Origin of the sequence: Nakamurella leprariae, from assembly GCF_016918035.1 — a bacterium.
In the GTDB taxonomy this organism is placed as follows: Bacteria; Actinomycetota; Actinomycetes; order Mycobacteriales; family Nakamurellaceae; genus Nakamurella; species Nakamurella leprariae.
The window spans coordinates 1-16,131 of the sequence record NZ_JAERWK010000007.1 but is presented as its reverse complement, the minus strand read 5'-3'; the positions used below and the strand labels follow the sequence as shown (position 1 = coordinate 16,131).

Sequence of the window (16,131 nt, the reverse complement as noted above, 5' to 3'; positions counted from 1 at the left end):
ACGAGGTCGGAGGTGCTGGATGGTCGATCACCGCTCATCCGGTCACCGCACCCCGGCACCCGTCGAGCCGTCGGTCGCCCCGGCGACCCGCAATCCGTACGCCGATTTCCTGCGGGCCTTCTCGCTGCTCGTGGTGATCATGTGGCACTGGTGTTTCACCATCCTGGTCTGGAACGACGAGGGTCCCTATGCCACCAGCCCGCTGGGCTTCACGTCCGGGTTGTGGATCTTCACGTGGCTGCTGCAGGTGATGCCGGTCTTCTTCGGCATCGGGGCGTACGTGCACCTCAAGGCGTGGGAGCGGGCGGCGGCCCGGGGTGAACGGATCTGGCACTTCGCGCTCCGGCAGGCCCGGTCGCTGGTGCTGCCGTCGGCGCTGCTGCTGCTGACCTGGCTGGTCCTGGGCGTCATCGTCGGCGTGGTGTTCGACGTGGGCTGGATCGGCCGGGCCGTCCTCATGGTCGTCTCGCCGCTGTGGTTCGTGGCCGCCTACTCGCTGTTCGTCGTGCTCATGCCGGTCACCGTGTGGCTGCACCGGCGCTACGACTCGGTCGTGCTGGTCGTCATGGGCGGCCTCGCCGTGGTCGTCGACCTGCTGCGCTTCCGGTACCAGGTGCCGGGCATCGAGTGGGCGAACATGATCTTCGTCTGGGGCTTCGCGTTCCAGTTGGGCTACTTCTACGAACGGTTCACCGGGCTCGGTCAGGTGCAGGCGCGGGCCGACGGGTCGATCGACTGGTCCCAGCAGACCCCGAAGGCCCGGCAGACCGCGGTGATGTTCACCCTGGCCGGCCTGTTCGCGCTCATCGGCCTGGTGTTCTCCGGGCTGTACCCGGGATCCATGGTCGGCGTGCCCGGCGAGCTGTCCAACATGGCGCCGCCCACGGTGTGCATCATCGCCCTGACCATCTTCCAGTTCGGTATCGCCGAGCTGATCCGGCCGAGCGTGGTGCGGGCGCTGCAGCACGGGGGGCTGTTCAGTCGGGTGACCAAGGTCTTCACCCTGTTCGCGCTGCCCTTGTTCCTGTTCCACACCACCGGCATGGCCCTGTCCCGGGCCATCGAGTGGACGGTGCTGGGGTCCCGCACCGAGATCATCACGCCCACGCTGGGCTGGTGGTTGTTGCGGCCGTTGGCCGTCGTCGGTCCGCTGCTGTGCACGCTGCCGGTGATCTACCTCTTCGTCTGGCTGAACAAACGACACCTGGCCCGGCGCGGCCGGAGCTGACCCCTCGTCCTCAGCTCCGCCGACGCCGCGCGACCCTGGCTCAGTCCGTCTCGGGTCCCGTGCAGAACGGGCAGCCGTCGTCGCAGAGGTCAGCGGTCAGCGGGGCCAGCATGATGACCCGGGAGGCGGGGGTGACGTCGTCGAGGTCGAGGGTGCGCATGCTGTTCGGGTTCCACATCATGCAGAGCCAGACGCCCGCGCCTCGCCGAGGTGCCGTCGCCGGCGCCCGGTGTGACCCGGGTCACCACGCGCCTGGAGGCGTGGGGTCGGCGTGACCGAGCGACCCGGGCGCGTCCACGCTCGACGAACTGCTCGCCCTGGTCGCCGACCCGACCAGCGACGCGTTCGGGCGGGTGGACCGGTCGGGTCGCGACCCGGGGACGGCCGCAGTGTCGGGTCGTCCGTTGCTCCGGCCGACCCGACCGCGACCGTCCCGACCGCCGCGGTCCCGCCCACGACCGGGACGGACGACGGCACCGGGCCGGGCTGACGGCCGCGCCAGGCTAGGCTGGTCCGCGTCCGTGTCCGGCCGGCCCTGCCGACGCCGGAGCGGCGCCCGCACCGCTGGACGGCCCGTCGGACCGCACCGGCCGAGCTCGCCCGAGCTCGCCGATCGTCGCTGGTGACGCGCCGATGGGACGTCCGTGAACATCCCTCCGCTGGAACGAACTCCAGGAGTTGCGCCGTGGCCCGCGTGGCAGTCGACGTCGTCATCAAGCCCGAGATCCTCGACCCGCAGGGCAAGGCCATCCTCGCCGCGCTGGCCCGCACCGGGCACGCGGGGGTCTCCTCCGTCCGCCAGGGCAAGCACTTCGACCTCGAGGTCGACGACAGCGTCACCGACGCCGACCTCGAGGAGATCGCCGGCGGCCTGCTGGCCAATCCGGTCATCGAGACCTGGACCATCACCCGGCTCGACGGTACGGCCGATGGGGCTCCGCACGCCGGCGCGCCGGCCGACGCCGAGCCCGAGGCGGCCCTGTGACCGGGCCGCAGACCGGGCCCAGGATCGGCGTCGTCACCTTCCCCGGCACCCTCGACGACATCGACGCGGCCCGCGCCGTGCGGTACACCGGCGCCGAGCCCGTCGCTCTCTGGCACGCCGATGCCGACCTGCGCGACGTCGAGGCCGTCGTCGTCCCCGGCGGGTTCTCCTACGGCGACTACCTGCGGGCCGGCGCCATCGCAGCGCAGGCGCCGGTGATGCGGGTCGTCGTGGAGCAGGCGCGGTCGCCGCATCGCCGCCTGCCGGTGCTGGGCATCTGCAACGGGTTCCAGATCCTCTGCGAGGCAGGGCTGCTCCCCGGCGCTCTGGTGCGCAATGCCGAGCTGCGCTTCATCTGCCGCGACCAGTGGCTGCGGGTGGAGAACACCAGCTCGGTGTGGAGCACACGCTACGAGCCGGGCGCCGAGATCCTCATCCCGATGAAGAACGCCGAGGGCCGGTACGTGGCCGACGACGCGGTCATGGACGAGCTGGAGGGCGAGGGCCGGGTGCTGTTCCGGTACGTCACCGAGGGGCCGCAGCGGGGCGCCACCAACCCGAACGGCGCGCTGCGCGACATCGCCGGCATCTGCTCGGCGGACGGGCGGATCGCCGCGTTGATGCCGCACCCGGAGCACGCCATCGACGCGTTCACCGGCCCCAGCGACGACGGGATGGGCATCTTCCTGTCCGCGCTGGACGCCATCACGACCGGCGACCTGGCCGGTGCCCGGTGAGCGCCGTCGACCCGCACCACCGCCCCGGCGCCGAGGAGCTGCTGGACGTGACCGATCCCGTGGGCGCCGTGTCCCTCATCGACCAGGCCGACCATCACCTCGCGCCGGGCGTCGCCCCGGCCTCGGTGCAGGACACCGTGCACCGCGCCGCGGCCACCCCGCACCAGGCGCAGCCGTACCGCGAGCTCGGCCTCAAGGACGACGAGTACGCCCGGATCAAGGAGATCCTCGGCCGTCGGCCGACCGACGCCGAGCTGGCCATGTACTCGGTGATGTGGTCCGAGCACTGCTCGTACAAGTCGTCCAAGGTGCACCTGCGCTACTTCGGCGAGACCACCACCGAGGCCATGCAGGCCACGATGCTGGCCGGCATCGGCGAGAACGCCGGGGTGGTCGACATCGGCGACGGCTGGGCCGTCACCTTCAAGGTGGAGTCCCACAACCACCCGTCGTTCGTGGAGCCGTACCAGGGCGCCGCCACCGGCGTCGGCGGCATCGTCCGCGACATCCTGGCCATGGGGGCCCGCCCGGTCGCCGTGATGGACCAGCTGCGGTTCGGCCCGGCCGACGCCCCCGACTCGCAGCGGGTGGTGCCAGGCGTCGTCGCCGGTGTCGGCGGGTACGGCAACAGCCTGGGCCTGCCCAACATCGGCGGCGAGGTCGTCTTCGACGCGTCCTACGCGGGCAACCCGCTGGTGAACGCGGCCTGCATCGGTGTGCTGCGCAGCGCCGACCTGCACACCGCGCACGCCTCCGGCACCGGCAACAAGGTCGTCCTCTACGGCTCGCGGACCGGCCTGGACGGCATCGGTGGGGTGTCCGTGCTGGCCTCGGACACGTTCAGCGGCAGCGAGAGCGCATCGGGATCGACAGCGCGGCGGAAGCTGCCCTCGGTGCAGGTGGGCGACCCGTTCGCGGAGAAGGTGCTCATCGAGTGCACCCTCGAGGCCTTCGCCGCCGGACTGGTCGTGGGCATCCAGGACCTCGGCGGCGCCGGGCTGTCCTGCGCCACGTCGGAGCTGGCCTCCGCCGGCGACGGCGGCATGCACGTCACCCTGGACGCGGTGCCGACCCGGGCCGAGGGCATGACCGCCGCGGAGATCCTGTCCAGCGAGTCCCAGGAACGCATGTGCGCCGTCGTCATCCCCGACAAGGTCGACGACTTCCTGGCCGTCTGCGCCCGGTGGGAGGTCGAGGCCGCAGTCATCGGTGAGGTCACCGACACCGGCCGGCTGGTGATCACCCATCACGGCGAGACGGTGCTGGACGTGCCGCCGCGCACGGTGGCCCACGAGGGCCCGGTGTACGAGCGTCCGCTGGCCCGGCCGGACAGCCAGGACGCGCTCATCGCCGACACCACCGCGTCGCTGGCCCGGCCGCAGACCGGCGAGCTGCGGGAGCTGATCCTGCGGATGATCGCCTCGCCCAACCTGTGTTCCCGGGGCTGGGTCACCGATCAGTACGACCGGTACGTCCGGGGCAACACCGTGCTGGCCCAGCCTGCCGACGCCGGGATCATCCGGGTGCCGTCGTCGTCGGCCGCGTCCGGCGCGGCCGTGGTCGAGGGGGTCGATGCCAAGGATGACGCGACCACCGTCCGCGGCATCGCCATGGCCACCGACTGCAACGCCCGCTACACCATGCTCGACCCGTACGCCGGGGCGCAGCTGGCGCTGGCCGAGGCGTACCGCAACGTGGTGAGCACCGGCGGGGTGCCGACCGCGGTGACCAACTGCCTGAACTTCGGCAACCCCGAGGATCCGGCGGTGATGTGGCAGTTCTCCCAGGCCGTGCGCGGGCTGGCCGACGGCTGCGCGCTGCTGGGCATCCCGGTGACCGGGGGGAACGTCTCGCTCTACAACCAGACGGCCGGGGTGAACATCCTGCCCACGCCGGTGGTCGGCGTGCTCGGGGTCTTCGACGATGTCACCCGGCGGATCCTGCCGGGCATCGGGCACGAGGACGGCGAGACGCTCCTGCTGCTGGGCGAGACCCGGGACGAGCTGGACGGTTCCGAGTGGGCCAACGTGGTGCACGGCCACCTCGGCGGGGTGCCGCCACGCGTCGACCTGGACGCCGAGCGCAAGCTGGGCGAGATCCTCATCGCCGGGTCGCGGGACGGGATGATCTCGGCGGCGCATGACCTGTCCGAGGGTGGGCTGGTGCAGGCGGCGGTCGAGATGTGCCTGGCCGGTGAGACCGGCGCCCGGCTGGTGCTGCCGGCCGACACCGGGCTGGACGCGTTCACCCAGCTGTTCAGCGAGTCGACCGGCCGGGTGCTCGTCGCGGTGCCGCGCACCGAGGAGCTGCGGTTCACCGAGATGTGCTCGGCGCGGCAGCAGCCGTGGGTCAAGATCGGCATCGTCGACGCCGGGAACCCGGCGGGGCCGCACCTGGAGATCCAGGACGTGGCCACCTTCGGTCTGGGCGAGCTGCGCGAGGCATGGGAGGGGACGCTGCCGGCCCTGTTCGGGTGAACGTCCACGAGATCATCACGACCGTGCCCGTCCTCGACGTCGTGGGTCGCCTGGAACACATCGCGGCCCGCGCGGCGACGATCCGGGACGACCCGGGCGGAAGGGGATGATGCCCGGATGACCGCTGCCTCCACCGCACCCGCCGTCCGCGACCTCGCCCTGCTGCCCAAGGCGCATCTGCATCTGCACCTGGAGGCGGGCATGCGCTCGTCGACGTTGGCGGATCTGGCGGCCCAGAAGGGCCTGGACGTGCCGGTGATCGGTGGGTACGGCAGTTTCGCGGCGTTCGCGGACACCTACGACCTGGCCACCGTGGTGCTGCAGACGCGGGCGGACTGGGAGCGGCTGGCCGAGGAGATGCTGGCCGATGCCGTGGCCGAGGGCGTCGCGCACCTGGAGCCGGCGTTCTGGGCCGAGCGGTACCGGGAGCGCTTCGGCAGCGACCGGGAGATCTGGACGATGGTCCTGGAGGTGTTCACCGAGGCGGCGCGGCGGCACGGGGTGTCGATCAGCTTCATCTCGGCGGTCGACCGGGTGCTCGACGACGAGGCCGCGTCGGTGGCCTGTGCCGAGCTCGCGGTGGAGCTGGCCCCGCTCGGGGTCACCGGCTTCGGCCTGCACAACGACGAGGTCGGCCACCCGCCGACCGATTTCGTGACGGCGTTCGCGATCGCGCGGGACGGCGGGTTGATCGCGGTCCCGCACGCCGGCGAGCTGGACGAGGGCCGGCACGTGCTCGATGCCATCGAGCGGCTCGGTGCGGTGCGGATCGCGCACGGCGTGCGCTGCGGGGAGGTGCCGGGTCTGATCGAGCGGATCGCCGCGGACGGGATCGTGCTGGACATCTGCCCGACGTCCAACCGGCTGCTCGGGGTGGTGCCGGACACCGCTGACCATCCGATCCGCGGGTTCCTGGACGCCGGGGTGCGCTGCACGCTGAACGCGGACGACCCGCTGCTGTTCGACTCGTCGATCCTGGGTGACTACCAGGTCGCGCGGGACGTCATCGGGCTGACCGACGAGCAGCTGGCCGGCATCGCCCGCACCTCGATCGAGGCCGCGTCCATGGCCGACGCGCCGCGCGCCGCGGCGCTGGCCGGCATCGACGCCTGGCTGGCCGGTCCCACGCCCTGACGGGATGGAGGACGCCCGCGGCGCGGCTGCGCTCCGCTCGGCGGGCGTCCTCCGCCCCAGGACGGTACGGAGCGCGGGCCCCGGCCGGGAATCACGGATGCGGTTGATCGATCGTCGGGCCGGACAGCGTTCGGCGACGGCCGGTGACCGGCCCCACAGGGGCGCGCTCCCGGGAGAGCGAACGGCTCGGCCGCGCGGGTGATCACCGACCGATCCACAGCTCGGGCCAGACGGTCAGGGTGTCCAGTGCGGGTCCCGGCCGGACAGGGCCAGCACCCGGTGCAGCAGGGGAGCGTCGGGTCCGACCGGAACGGCATCGGCGTACACGCCCATCTCGCGACCCTGCGGCCCCATCTGCTCGACGCCGCGCAGCACGGCCGCGAGCACCGGGTCGGGCCACTGCGGCGTGACACCGACGGCCATCCCGAGGTCCCAGCCGTGCAGCACCAGCTCGCCCAGCACCATGTCACCGATCATCGGGGCGGGCAGCGGATCCGGGCCGCCCATGGTGACCGCCCCGGTCCAGGCCTGCGGGTCGGACCAGGCGGCGACCAGCTCGGTCCGCCCGGCGGCCAGTGCGGCCGCCCAGTCGCCGGTGACCAGGTCGACCTGGTCCTCCTCGGCGTTCGATGGTCGGCGCCCGCGCTCGCTCGTTCCTCGCTCGCGCGACTCCTCGGCCGCCTGGCCGTCCGGGGCCGGCGGTGCCTCCCGCCGGCCGGTCGCCGCCAGCACCGGGGTCCAGAACAGCAGGTGGTTGAGCAGGGCCCGCAGGTCCCAGTCGCGGCAGGGGGTCGGGCGGTCCAGGGGCTGACCGGCGGCTGCGGCCACCAGATCCCGGTGCGGCGCCGCCGCAGCGGCCATCAGGGCGGCGGTGCCGGTCGGGTCGGTCTCAGGACTCGTGTCGGTGCTGGTCGGTGCGTCCATGACCGGCACGCTAGGCACCCCCGCGCCGGACCGTCTTGAACGAACGCGACACTGGGCGGATGACCGGCCTGACCGATCGCGACCCGCGTGAGCTGGCCGGCGCATGGACCCGGTACCAGGAGCATGCGTTCGCCGATCCGGCGCCCGAGCTCGCCGGGTTCGTGCGGTCGTACTGGGCGGTGCGATGGCGATACGCGACGCCGTACCGGCAGAAGATCGTGCCGGCGCCGATGATCGGGTTCTCGGTGACCTCGGCGTCCCCGGTGCGGGTGCACGGCGTCGCCACCCGGTTCGTGCTGCGCGAGCTGCGGACCCAGGGGTGGGCCACCGGGGCCGTGCTGCAGCCCGGGGTGGCGCGGTGCCTGCTGCGAGGGCCGGTGTCGGCGCTGACCGACCGGGTGGCCGGTCTCGAGGAGCTGGCCGATCCACCGGCGGACGGGCCCGAGCTGGTCGGGACCTGGCCGGACCCGGGGCCGGAGTTCGCCCCCGCGGCGGTCTTCCGCGCCTGGGACCGCTGGCTCCGACCACAGCTGGCCGGTCTCGTCGTCGATGCGGCGGGCCGCAGCGCGGCCGCGGCGGTCGCGGCGGTGTCCGCGGATCCTTCGTTGCGCCGGGTCGACGACCTGGCGCAGCACTGCGGCATCGGTGTCCGGCGGCTGCAGCGGCTGTTCGCCGACCACGTCGGTGCCAGCCCGAAGTGGGTGCTGCGCCGATCCCGGTTGCAGGAGGTCACCGACGTGCTGGCCGCCGGGGGCCCGGTCGACTGGGCCGGTCTGGCCGCCGATCTCGGGTACGCCGACCAAGCCCACCTGACCCGGGACTTCGCGGCCATCTTCGGCGAGCCACCGACGGCCTGGGCGCGGCGGTACCCCGACCGCTGACCGGCCGACCCGTCTCGACCCAGCGGTCAGCGTTCGATCTCGACCAGCAGCACCCATGCGTTCAGCACCGCGACGACGAAGCCGGCGATGAATCCGGCGACGAGCCAGTACAGCCCGCCCCCGGCCTCGGCCAGGACGCTGATCCCGCCCACCAGGACGAGCAGCGCCGGGACGCAGAGCGACAGCACGTGGTAGGCGCGAGCGACGGCCGAGTGCGCGTACTCCCGCTCGCTGTCGGGGCCGGACACCGCGGCGGCGGGTCGGCGCGGCGCGGCGGCCTGCCGGAGTCCGGCCAGGATCGCCAGCGTGCAGTAGAGCAGCCCGGTCACGGCCAGGGTGATCCCCAGGGCGGTGTGGTCCATCGGGACCAGCACGAGCAGCGCGCCGACCAGCACCACCAGCAGCAGGCCGAGGGTGCTGCCGGCTCGCCAGGGCAGACGGGCGAAACTGAGGATCTTGGCCAGGTTCAGCGAGACGGCGACGAAGATCAGGCCGGCCAGTGCTGCGGCGGCGCCGGCCGTGGCCACGGCGAGGTTCTGCCATGCATCCGGGTCGTAGGCGTTCACCGACCGAGCATCGCGGGCGCCACTGGGACCACATATGAGACGTGGATCACAGGCACTCCTTCGGCTGATCCTCGATCCCGATCGAGATCGACGCGATCGTCCCGATCGAGTGGGGCCTCATGGCGGCCTCTTCGCAGGACCACCGGATCAGGGCAACGGAAGGGCCTCGGTTCCCCACGGACGGTGGATCGTCGCCGGAGGAGGCACGCGCCGCCGGTGCCCATCCACCCGTTGGTGACGTATCGATGCAACTTGCACGCATTGTCGTGCCGATCGGGTGATGACAGTCCCGAACGGGCTCACTACATTCCGCCCCATTCACTGATCGTCATCGTCGACGGGCCCGCCCGTCGGCATGCGATGACGGCACGGATCGAATGGAGCGGCAACTCATGGACTGGTCCCAGCGGCGCGCACTGGTCACCGGCGGAGCCTCGTTCATCGGCTCCCACTTGGTGGACGCCCTCGTCGAGCGCGGTGCCACCGTGCGAGTGGTGGACAACCTCTCCAGCGGACGGCTGGCCAACCTCTCCGGTGCGCTGGAGTCCGGTCGGGTCGAGTTCCGGGAGGGCGACCTGCTCGACTCGGACACCATCCGGGAGGCCATGGAGGGTGTCGACGTCGTCTTCCACAACGCCGCCGACCACGGCGGTCGCGGCTACATCGACCTGCACCAGGTCAACTGCTCGACCAACCTGATCCTGGACGGCATGGTGTTCCGGGCCGCGGAGCAGGCCGGCGTGGACAAGGTCGTCTTCGCCTCGTCCGGTTGCGTCTACCCCGAGCACCTGCAGACCGATCCGCGTGAGGTGCTGTACCTGACCGAGGATCTCGTGCAGCCGCCGTACGCGGCCGACAACCTCTACGGCTGGGCCAAGCTCATGGGTGAGCTGACCCTGCGCGCCTACGTCACCGAGGGCCGTATGAAGGCCGCCTCGGTGCGGTACTTCACCGCCTACGGGCCGCGCTGCCCCGAGAGCCACGCCGTCATGGCCATGATCGCCCGCGCGCTCACCGACCAGGACCCGTTCGTCATCTGGGGCACCGGCGAGCAGATCCGGAACTGGACGCACGTCGCCGACATCGTCGAGGGCACCATCCGGGCGGCCGAGGAGGTCGACGACGGCTCGGCGATCAACATCGGCACGATGGAGCGCACCCGGGTCGTCGACTGCGCCAGCGAGGTGCTCGCCTACATGGGCAAGACCGTCGACTTCGCCTTCGACACCACGAAGCCGACCGGTCCGTACAACCGGGTCTGCGACCTCACCGTGTGTCGCGAGAAGCTCGGCTGGGAGCCGCAGATCGACTTCAAGTCGGGCCTGCACTCCACGATCGACTGGTACATCGCCAACAACGACGCGACCGCCGTGGCCGGCTCCCTCGAGCAGATGCTGACCGAGCGCCGACATGGCTGACGACACCACCGGCGCGGTGGTCGGCACCCGGCGCCGCCCGCTCATCTCCTTCGTCCTGTGCTCGCGCAACGACCAGTTCCAGGGCGATTCCCTGTGGCGGCTGGGCACCTCGCTGAACGTGTTGGCCCGGACGCTGCAGGAGCTCGACCGTCTCGACGACGCCGAGGTGGTGGTCTCCGACTGGGGCAGCGCCGAGCCGCTGCGGGACGCCACCGTGCTGACCGACGAGGCGCGCCGCATCGTGCGGTTCCTGACCGTGCCGCCGGAGCTGGCCAAGGCCAAGCAGCGGGACAGCCCGTTCGCCGAGGTGATCGCGATCAACGCGGCGGCGCGGCGGTCCACCGGCGAGTACGTCGGCCGGATCGACCAGGACACCGTGGTGGGCCGGGAGTTCCTGGAGTGGTTCTTCGACACGGTCGACCCGCGGCCGGTCGCACAGGGCGGTCACGGCGGCCGGCTCGCGGCCGCCCGCAACCCCGAGGGGTTCCGGCCGGAGACCACCGCGATGATCGCCAACCGGCGCCGGGTGCCGTACCACCTGGCCGTCCGGACGCCGGCCCTGCCGCTCATCGAGCGGTACGTCGACACGTTCGGATCGCGGCTGCCGCGGATGGACGACGGTCCCGAGGATCGCTACTGGGAGATCTACATCGGGATCATCGTGTTCCACCGCGATCTCTGGGAGGCCTGCGAGGGGTACGACGAGACGTTCCTCTACTACGGCTACATGGAGTTCGACCTGTTCCTGCGGCTGCTCATGAAGTACGAGGGGGCGGAGATCAGTCGGCGGGTCGGCACCAGCTTCTTCCACCTGGACCACGTGCCCGCGTGGTCGGTCGGCGCCAAGCTGGCGCGGAAGACGAACGTCGCGCGCCGACCCGACTCCGACCCGCCCACCGAGATGCGGCCGAACGGACCGGACTGGGGGCTGGCGGCCTACGACCTGCCGCTCGAGCCGTCCACCCGCCCGGCCGGCTCGGCCGCGGCGAACCGGCGGTGGCACCGCGGCGACGGGCGGACCCTGGCCGCGCTGACCGCGGCCAGCACAGCCCGCACGGCGGTGCAGATCGCCTACGAGGCCGCCCGTCGCACCGCGGGCAGGATCGTCCGACGGGTGGTCCCGGCGGCGTCCTGACCGTCGCCGGCCTCCGGTCCGATCAGGTCGCCGGCGCCCGCGGACGTCCGTCCGCGGGTTCCGACGGTCCGGGCTGTGGGGGTCCGGGTTACGGCGGCTCGGGCTGCGGCGGCCCGACGCAGTTCCGCTCGCAGCCGGAGGCTCCCCGGGCTGCAGGGGGATGGCCACCGCGACCGCGGCCAGCATGATCCGCTCGGTGACGCCGCTGACCGCCACGGCGGTGGCCGTGAGGAGGTGCGATGCCAACCGGGCCTGCAGCGCACGGGCCGCGAAGATCCGCCAGATCAACAGCCCGGTGACCAGGTACCCGACCGCCCAGGCCACCAGGTACTGCTTGAGGATGTCCCCCCGAGCGGTGCCGTTCCAGCGAGAGGTCGCGGACCGGCAGAGCCACCGACAGGACGTTGTCGACCCCGCACCAAGGTCAGTCGTCGTCGGTCAGCAGCCGGCGGACCGCGGCGGCCGTGTCCCGGTGCCACCGGCCGGCGTTGCGCAGCATCGCGTGGTCGCCGGTCGGGTCCTCGCGCGCGGAGATCGGCGTCCCGGCCGTGCGGGCGGCGTCGACCCAGCGCAGTACCTGTTCTCGCGGCACAGTGCGGTCCCGCGCACCGGACAGCACCACCACCGGGACGGCCAACGCGACCGGATCGTCGGGCAGCCACGGTGCCAGCAGGACCAGGCCGCGCACCTGCCCGGGGCCGTCCGTGCCGGCCGCCGACCGGACCGCCACCCGGGCGCCGAGCGAGTGGCCGACCAGGACCACCGGCCGCCCGGGGAACCGCCGGCCGACCAGGTCCAGCGCCCATCGCAGGTCCCGGACCACCCCGTCACCGTCGGCGTTCCACGCGGCCACGGCGAACCGCAGCACGAACACGGCGGTCCGTGGGGCGTCGGCGGCCAGGTGCCCGGCCAGGACATCCATGCGCAGCAGGCCCGGGTGCCACCAGCGGGTCGATCGAGTCGAAGTGTCCTCACTGCCACCGTGCAGCGCCAGCACCACCGCATCGACCGCCGCCGGGGCCTGCACCATCCGCAGCCGCGCCCCGGACTCCGACCTGATCACCCGGTGCAGGGTAGGCGCCGAGCGGAGAGCGGGCTCCGACCATGAGTGCATCCGTAGGATCGCCGCGTGGTCAAACGGGTGGTGGACGTCGAGGCGGTGGCCGCGGCGGTGCAGGACCTGGCCGCGATGACGACCGACGAGCTGGCCGGCCTGGACCGGGCCCGGGCCGGCGGTCTGGTCCGCACCACCCTGGCCGGACTGGCCCAGGCCCATCCCGGCCGGTCGGTGGAGATCCGGGTCCCGCCGTTCGCGGCGGTCCAGGCCATCGACGGACCCCGGCACACCCGGGGAACCCCGCCCAACGTGGTGGAGACCGACGGCCCGACCTGGCTGGCCCTGGTCGACGGCCGGCTCACCTGGGCGGACGCGGTGGCGGCCGGGCGGGTGCGAGCCTCGGGGATCCGGTCCGACCTGTCGGCCGTGCTCCCACTACGGGCCTGAACCGAGCCGGACCGAGCCCGCGGGGTTCGATCGGGCCGGGGACACTCCGATCCGGACGCCACGTGACGGACATGACCCGTTCACCTCGACGGGTCACCCGGTACAGTTGGGTACCGCTGTTCCCCCCCCGTTGACGTCCCCACGAACAGGAGCACGGTACGTGGCTTCCGGCCCGGCCCCTCGCCCGTCCGATCCCGCTTCCGGCCACCCCGTCTCCCCGGGGCTGCGCGGTGTCAACCTGATCAGCCCGGCCGGCTCGCCGGCCTCGCTGGTCGATCCGGAGTTCGACGCCGCGACCGACCAGGGCCCGCGCGAGGAGTGCGGCGTGTTCGGGGTGTGGGCGCCCGGCGAGGACGTCGCCAAGCTCGCCTACTACGGCCTCTACGCGCTGCAGCACCGTGGTCAGGAGGCCGCCGGTATCGCCGCCGCGGACGGCAGCCAGATCGTGGTGTTCAAGGACCTCGGCTTGGTCTCGCAGGTCTTCGACGAGCAGACGCTGTCCTCGCTGCAGGGACACATCGCCGTCGGGCACTGCCGCTACTCGACCACCGGGTCGACCACCTGGGAGAACGCGCAACCGACGTTCGCGGTCACCGACGTGGGCTCCGGGCTCGCCCTGGGGCACAACGGCAACCTGGTCAACACCGTGGAACTGGCTGCCCGGGTGGCCGAGCTGCCCGGCCGCAACGGCCGCTCCAAGTGCACCACCGACTCGGACATCGTGACCCGGCTGCTGGCCGCCAAGGCCACCGACGCCGGGGTCGAGGCCGCCGCGCTGGAGCTGCTGCCCACCTTCGAGGGCGCCTTCTGCCTGGTCTTCTGCGACGAGAACACGCTCTACGCGGCGCGCGACCGGCACGGTATCCGGCCGCTGGTGCTGGGCCGGCTGGACCGCGGCTGGGTGGTCGCCTCCGAGACCGCGGCGCTGGACATCGTCGGTGCATCCTTCGTCCGCGAGGTCGAGCCCGGCGAGCTGCTGGCCATCGACGCCGACGGGCTGCGCAGCGAGCGCTTCGCGCCGCCGGAGCCCAAGGGCTGCGTCTTCGAGTACGTCTACCTGGCCCGGCCGGACACCTCCATCGCCGGCCGCGGCGTCAACGCCGCCCGCCTGGAGATCGGCCGCCGGCTGGCCCAGGAGTCCCCGGTCGAGGCCGACCTGGTCATCCCCACGCCCGAGTCCGGCACCCCGGCGGCGATCGGGTACGCGCAGGCGTCCGGCATCCCGTACGGCCAGGGCCTGGTCAAGAACGCCTACGTCGGGCGCACCTTCATCCAGCCGTCCCAGACGATCCGGCAGCTCGGCATCCGGCTGAAGCTGAACCCGCTCAAGGACGTCATCCGCGGCAAGCGGCTCATCGTCGTCGACGACTCCATCGTCCGCGGCAACACCCAGCGCGCGCTGGTGCGCATGCTGCGCGAGGCCGGGGCGCTCGAGGTCCACGTCCGGATCGCGTCGCCGCCGGTGCGCTGGCCCTGCTTCTACGGCATCGACTTCGCCTCCCGCGCCGAGCTCATCGCCAACGCGGGGGACGTCGAAGCGGTGCGCCGTTCCATCGGCGCCGACACCCTGGGCTACGTGTCGATGGAGTCGCTCATCGCCGCCTCGGAGCAGCCGCGGACCCGGTTGTGCACCGCCTGCTTCTCCGGCGAGTACCCCATTCCCATCCCGACCCAGGTCGGCAAGCACGTGCTCGAGGGCATCGCCCGGGGCGTGGCCGGCGACGCCGAGCCCGTCACGGCGGCCGGGTACGGGGGACAGGACGCACTCAGCCGTCCGTGACCGCCGGGTGCGGACGGACGGCGGAACGCGGCGAGTTCGGTCGATCGTCGCTGCGGCGACGGGTCGGATGCGCACCGCCTATCGTGGTACGCGGAACGTCGGTGCGTCCTGCGACTCCTGGTCCGAGCCCACCACTGTCGTTCCACCTGTCCGCAGCTTGATCGGAGCCTTTCGACATGAACCGCCATCCCATCGGGCCCGGAGCCACCTACGCCGGGTCGGGGGTGTCGATCGCGGCCGGTGAGGCCGCCGTCGACCTGATGAAGCCGCATGCCCGCCGCACCCACCGCACCGAGGTGCTCGAGGGGATCGGCGGTTTCGCGTCGCTCTTCCGGTTGCCACTGAACCGCTTCCGCGACCCGCTGCTGGCGTCGTCCTCCGACGGCGTGGGCACCAAGACCGCCATCGCCCAGGCCATGGACGTGCACGACACCATCGGCATCGACCTGGTCGCCATGGTGGTGGACGACGTGGTGGCCTGCGGCGCCGAGCCACTGTTCCTGCAGGACTACATCGCCTGCGGCAAGGTCGAGCCACAGCGCATCTCCTCGATCGTCGCCGGCATCGCCGAGGGCTGCGTCCGGGCCGGCTGCGCGCTGGTCGGGGGCGAGACCGCCGAGCACCCGGGCCTGATGTCGCCCGAGGACTACGACCTGGCCGCGACCGGTGTCGGGGTCGTCGAGGCCGACGCCGTGCTGGGTCCGGACCGCGTGCGGGCCGGTGACCTGGTGCTGGGCATGGCGTCGTCCGGTGTGCACGCCAACGGTTTCTCGATGGTCCGGCACGTGCTGCTGGACATCGCGCGGCTGCGGCTGGACGGGCACGTGGAGGAGTTCTCCCGGACGCTCGGCGAGGAACTGCTGGAACCGTGCCGGATCTACGCGCTCGACTGCCTGGCCCTGGCCCAGGAGTACGACGTGCACGCCTACGCACACATCACCGGGGGCGGCCTGGCCAACAACCTGGCCCGGGTCATCCCGGACGGGCTCACCGCGGTGCTGGACCGGCGCACCTGGTCGCCGCCGCCGGTGTTCGGCTACATCGCCGGCCACGGCCGGGTCAGCCGCGACGAGATGGAGCAGGCGTTCAACATGGGCATCGGCATGGTCGCCGTCGTCGCGTCCGACGACATCGACCGGGCCTTGGCCGTGCTCACCGCCCGGCACCTGCCGACCGTGGTGCTGGGCACCGTGGAGACCGCCGAGACGGCGGCCGTCCACCTCGACCACGGCGGCCGGCCGCCGCGGGTCGTGCTCAGCGGCGACCACCCGCGGTTCTGATCGTGCGTCCGCGCGGCCCGGCGACCGGGGCGCGCGGTCCCGGGCCATGGGGGGCCACACGGGTTTTGGGGCCCCGCCCCCC

14 protein-coding genes are annotated in these 16,131 nt (G+C 72.5%); 11 read left to right on the top strand and 3 right to left on the bottom strand.

What is annotated here, in order from left to right; genetic code table 11:
- The first annotated feature begins 19 nt into the window (after window positions 1–19).
- The 5 genes from JL106_RS04960 (at window position 20) to add (ending at window position 6,561) form a co-directional block, all read left to right on the top strand.
- Entirely contained in the window at window positions 20–1,228 is a 1,209-nt protein-coding gene (locus tag JL106_RS04960) for an acyltransferase family protein (protein WP_205259594.1), read from the top strand.
- Between the two features lie 685 nt (window positions 1,229–1,913).
- Window positions 1,914–2,213: a phosphoribosylformylglycinamidine synthase subunit PurS gene (purS, locus tag JL106_RS04955; protein WP_205259593.1), complete on the top strand. Its 300-nt coding sequence runs from the start codon at window positions 1,914–1,916 to the stop codon at window positions 2,211–2,213.
- Window positions 2,210–2,950 (top strand): phosphoribosylformylglycinamidine synthase subunit PurQ, encoded by a 741-nt coding sequence (purQ, locus tag JL106_RS04950; protein ID WP_205259592.1) that lies wholly within the window; start codon window positions 2,210–2,212, stop codon window positions 2,948–2,950. Before purS ends, purQ begins: the two co-directional genes overlap by 4 nt.
- A gap of 125 nt (window positions 2,951–3,075) precedes the next feature.
- A complete protein-coding gene (purL, locus tag JL106_RS04945; protein WP_407940101.1) occupies window positions 3,076–5,427 on the top strand; it encodes a phosphoribosylformylglycinamidine synthase subunit PurL in 2,352 nt (783 codons plus the stop codon).
- A 117-nt stretch (window positions 5,428–5,544) separates the two neighbouring features.
- Window positions 5,545–6,561 (top strand): adenosine deaminase, encoded by a 1,017-nt coding sequence (add, locus tag JL106_RS04940; protein ID WP_205259591.1) that lies wholly within the window; start codon window positions 5,545–5,547, stop codon window positions 6,559–6,561.
- A gap of 234 nt (window positions 6,562–6,795) precedes the next feature.
- Here add and JL106_RS04935 read toward each other — a convergent pair whose 3' ends face one another.
- Window positions 6,796–7,485, bottom strand: coding sequence for a TIGR03086 family metal-binding protein (locus tag JL106_RS04935; RefSeq protein ID WP_205259590.1), 690 nt, complete (start codon window positions 7,483–7,485; stop codon window positions 6,796–6,798).
- A gap of 59 nt (window positions 7,486–7,544) precedes the next feature.
- Between JL106_RS04935 and JL106_RS04930 the strand changes: the two genes are divergently transcribed.
- On the top strand, window positions 7,545–8,366 hold the full coding sequence (locus tag JL106_RS04930) for a helix-turn-helix domain-containing protein (RefSeq protein ID WP_205259589.1): 822 nt from the start codon (window positions 7,545–7,547) through the stop codon (window positions 8,364–8,366).
- Window positions 8,367–8,392: 26 nt separating this feature from the next.
- Here JL106_RS04930 and JL106_RS04925 read toward each other — a convergent pair whose 3' ends face one another.
- Window positions 8,393–8,932, bottom strand: a complete 540-nt coding sequence (locus tag JL106_RS04925) for a hypothetical protein (RefSeq protein WP_205259588.1) — start codon at window positions 8,930–8,932, stop codon at window positions 8,393–8,395.
- A 392-nt stretch (window positions 8,933–9,324) separates the two neighbouring features.
- On the opposite strand from JL106_RS04925, the gene JL106_RS04920 reads away from it, so the two are divergent.
- On the top strand, window positions 9,325–10,350 hold the full coding sequence (locus tag JL106_RS04920; RefSeq protein WP_205259587.1) for an SDR family NAD(P)-dependent oxidoreductase: 1,026 nt from the start codon (window positions 9,325–9,327) through the stop codon (window positions 10,348–10,350).
- A complete protein-coding gene (locus tag JL106_RS04915) occupies window positions 10,343–11,485 on the top strand; it encodes a hypothetical protein (protein ID WP_205259586.1) in 1,143 nt (380 codons plus the stop codon). Before JL106_RS04920 ends, JL106_RS04915 begins: the two co-directional genes overlap by 8 nt.
- A 424-nt stretch (window positions 11,486–11,909) precedes the next feature.
- Here the strand turns inward: JL106_RS04915 and JL106_RS04910 are convergent, their stop codons facing one another.
- Window positions 11,910–12,548, bottom strand: coding sequence for an alpha/beta hydrolase (locus tag JL106_RS04910; RefSeq protein WP_328841366.1), 639 nt, complete (start codon window positions 12,546–12,548; stop codon window positions 11,910–11,912).
- A 126-nt stretch (window positions 12,549–12,674) separates the two neighbouring features.
- On the opposite strand from JL106_RS04910, the gene JL106_RS04905 reads away from it, so the two are divergent.
- From JL106_RS04905 to purM, 3 genes are all read left to right on the top strand, one after another.
- Window positions 12,675–12,989: a sterol carrier family protein gene (locus tag JL106_RS04905; RefSeq protein WP_205259680.1), complete on the top strand. Its 315-nt coding sequence runs from the start codon at window positions 12,675–12,677 to the stop codon at window positions 12,987–12,989.
- A 268-nt stretch (window positions 12,990–13,257) separates the two neighbouring features.
- Window positions 13,258–14,769: an amidophosphoribosyltransferase gene (gene purF / locus JL106_RS04900; RefSeq protein WP_205259679.1), complete on the top strand. Its 1,512-nt coding sequence runs from the start codon at window positions 13,258–13,260 to the stop codon at window positions 14,767–14,769.
- A 176-nt stretch (window positions 14,770–14,945) separates the two neighbouring features.
- On the top strand, window positions 14,946–16,049 hold the full coding sequence (gene purM / locus JL106_RS04895; protein WP_205259585.1) for a phosphoribosylformylglycinamidine cyclo-ligase: 1,104 nt from the start codon (window positions 14,946–14,948) through the stop codon (window positions 16,047–16,049).
- Window positions 16,050–16,131: the final 82 nt, after the last annotated feature.

Excerpts from the sequence above, each read along its gene's own strand:
- JL106_RS04960 (WP_205259594.1), top strand. The coding sequence starts at position 20 with ATGGTCGATCACCGCTCATCCGGTCACCGCACCCCGGCACCCGTCGAG.
- add (WP_205259591.1), top strand. The coding sequence starts at position 5,545 with ATGACCGCTGCCTCCACCGCACCCGCCGTCCGCGACCTCGCCCTGCTG.
- JL106_RS04935 (WP_205259590.1), bottom strand. The coding sequence starts at position 7,485 with ATGGACGCACCGACCAGCACCGACACGAGTCCTGAGACCGACCCGACC.
- JL106_RS04930 (WP_205259589.1), top strand. The coding sequence starts at position 7,545 with ATGACCGGCCTGACCGATCGCGACCCGCGTGAGCTGGCCGGCGCATGG.
- JL106_RS04920 (WP_205259587.1), top strand. The coding sequence starts at position 9,325 with ATGGACTGGTCCCAGCGGCGCGCACTGGTCACCGGCGGAGCCTCGTTC.
- JL106_RS04915 (WP_205259586.1), top strand. The coding sequence starts at position 10,343 with ATGGCTGACGACACCACCGGCGCGGTGGTCGGCACCCGGCGCCGCCCG.
- JL106_RS04905 (WP_205259680.1), top strand. The coding sequence starts at position 12,675 with ATGACGACCGACGAGCTGGCCGGCCTGGACCGGGCCCGGGCCGGCGGT.
- purM (WP_205259585.1), top strand. The coding sequence starts at position 14,946 with ATGAACCGCCATCCCATCGGGCCCGGAGCCACCTACGCCGGGTCGGGG.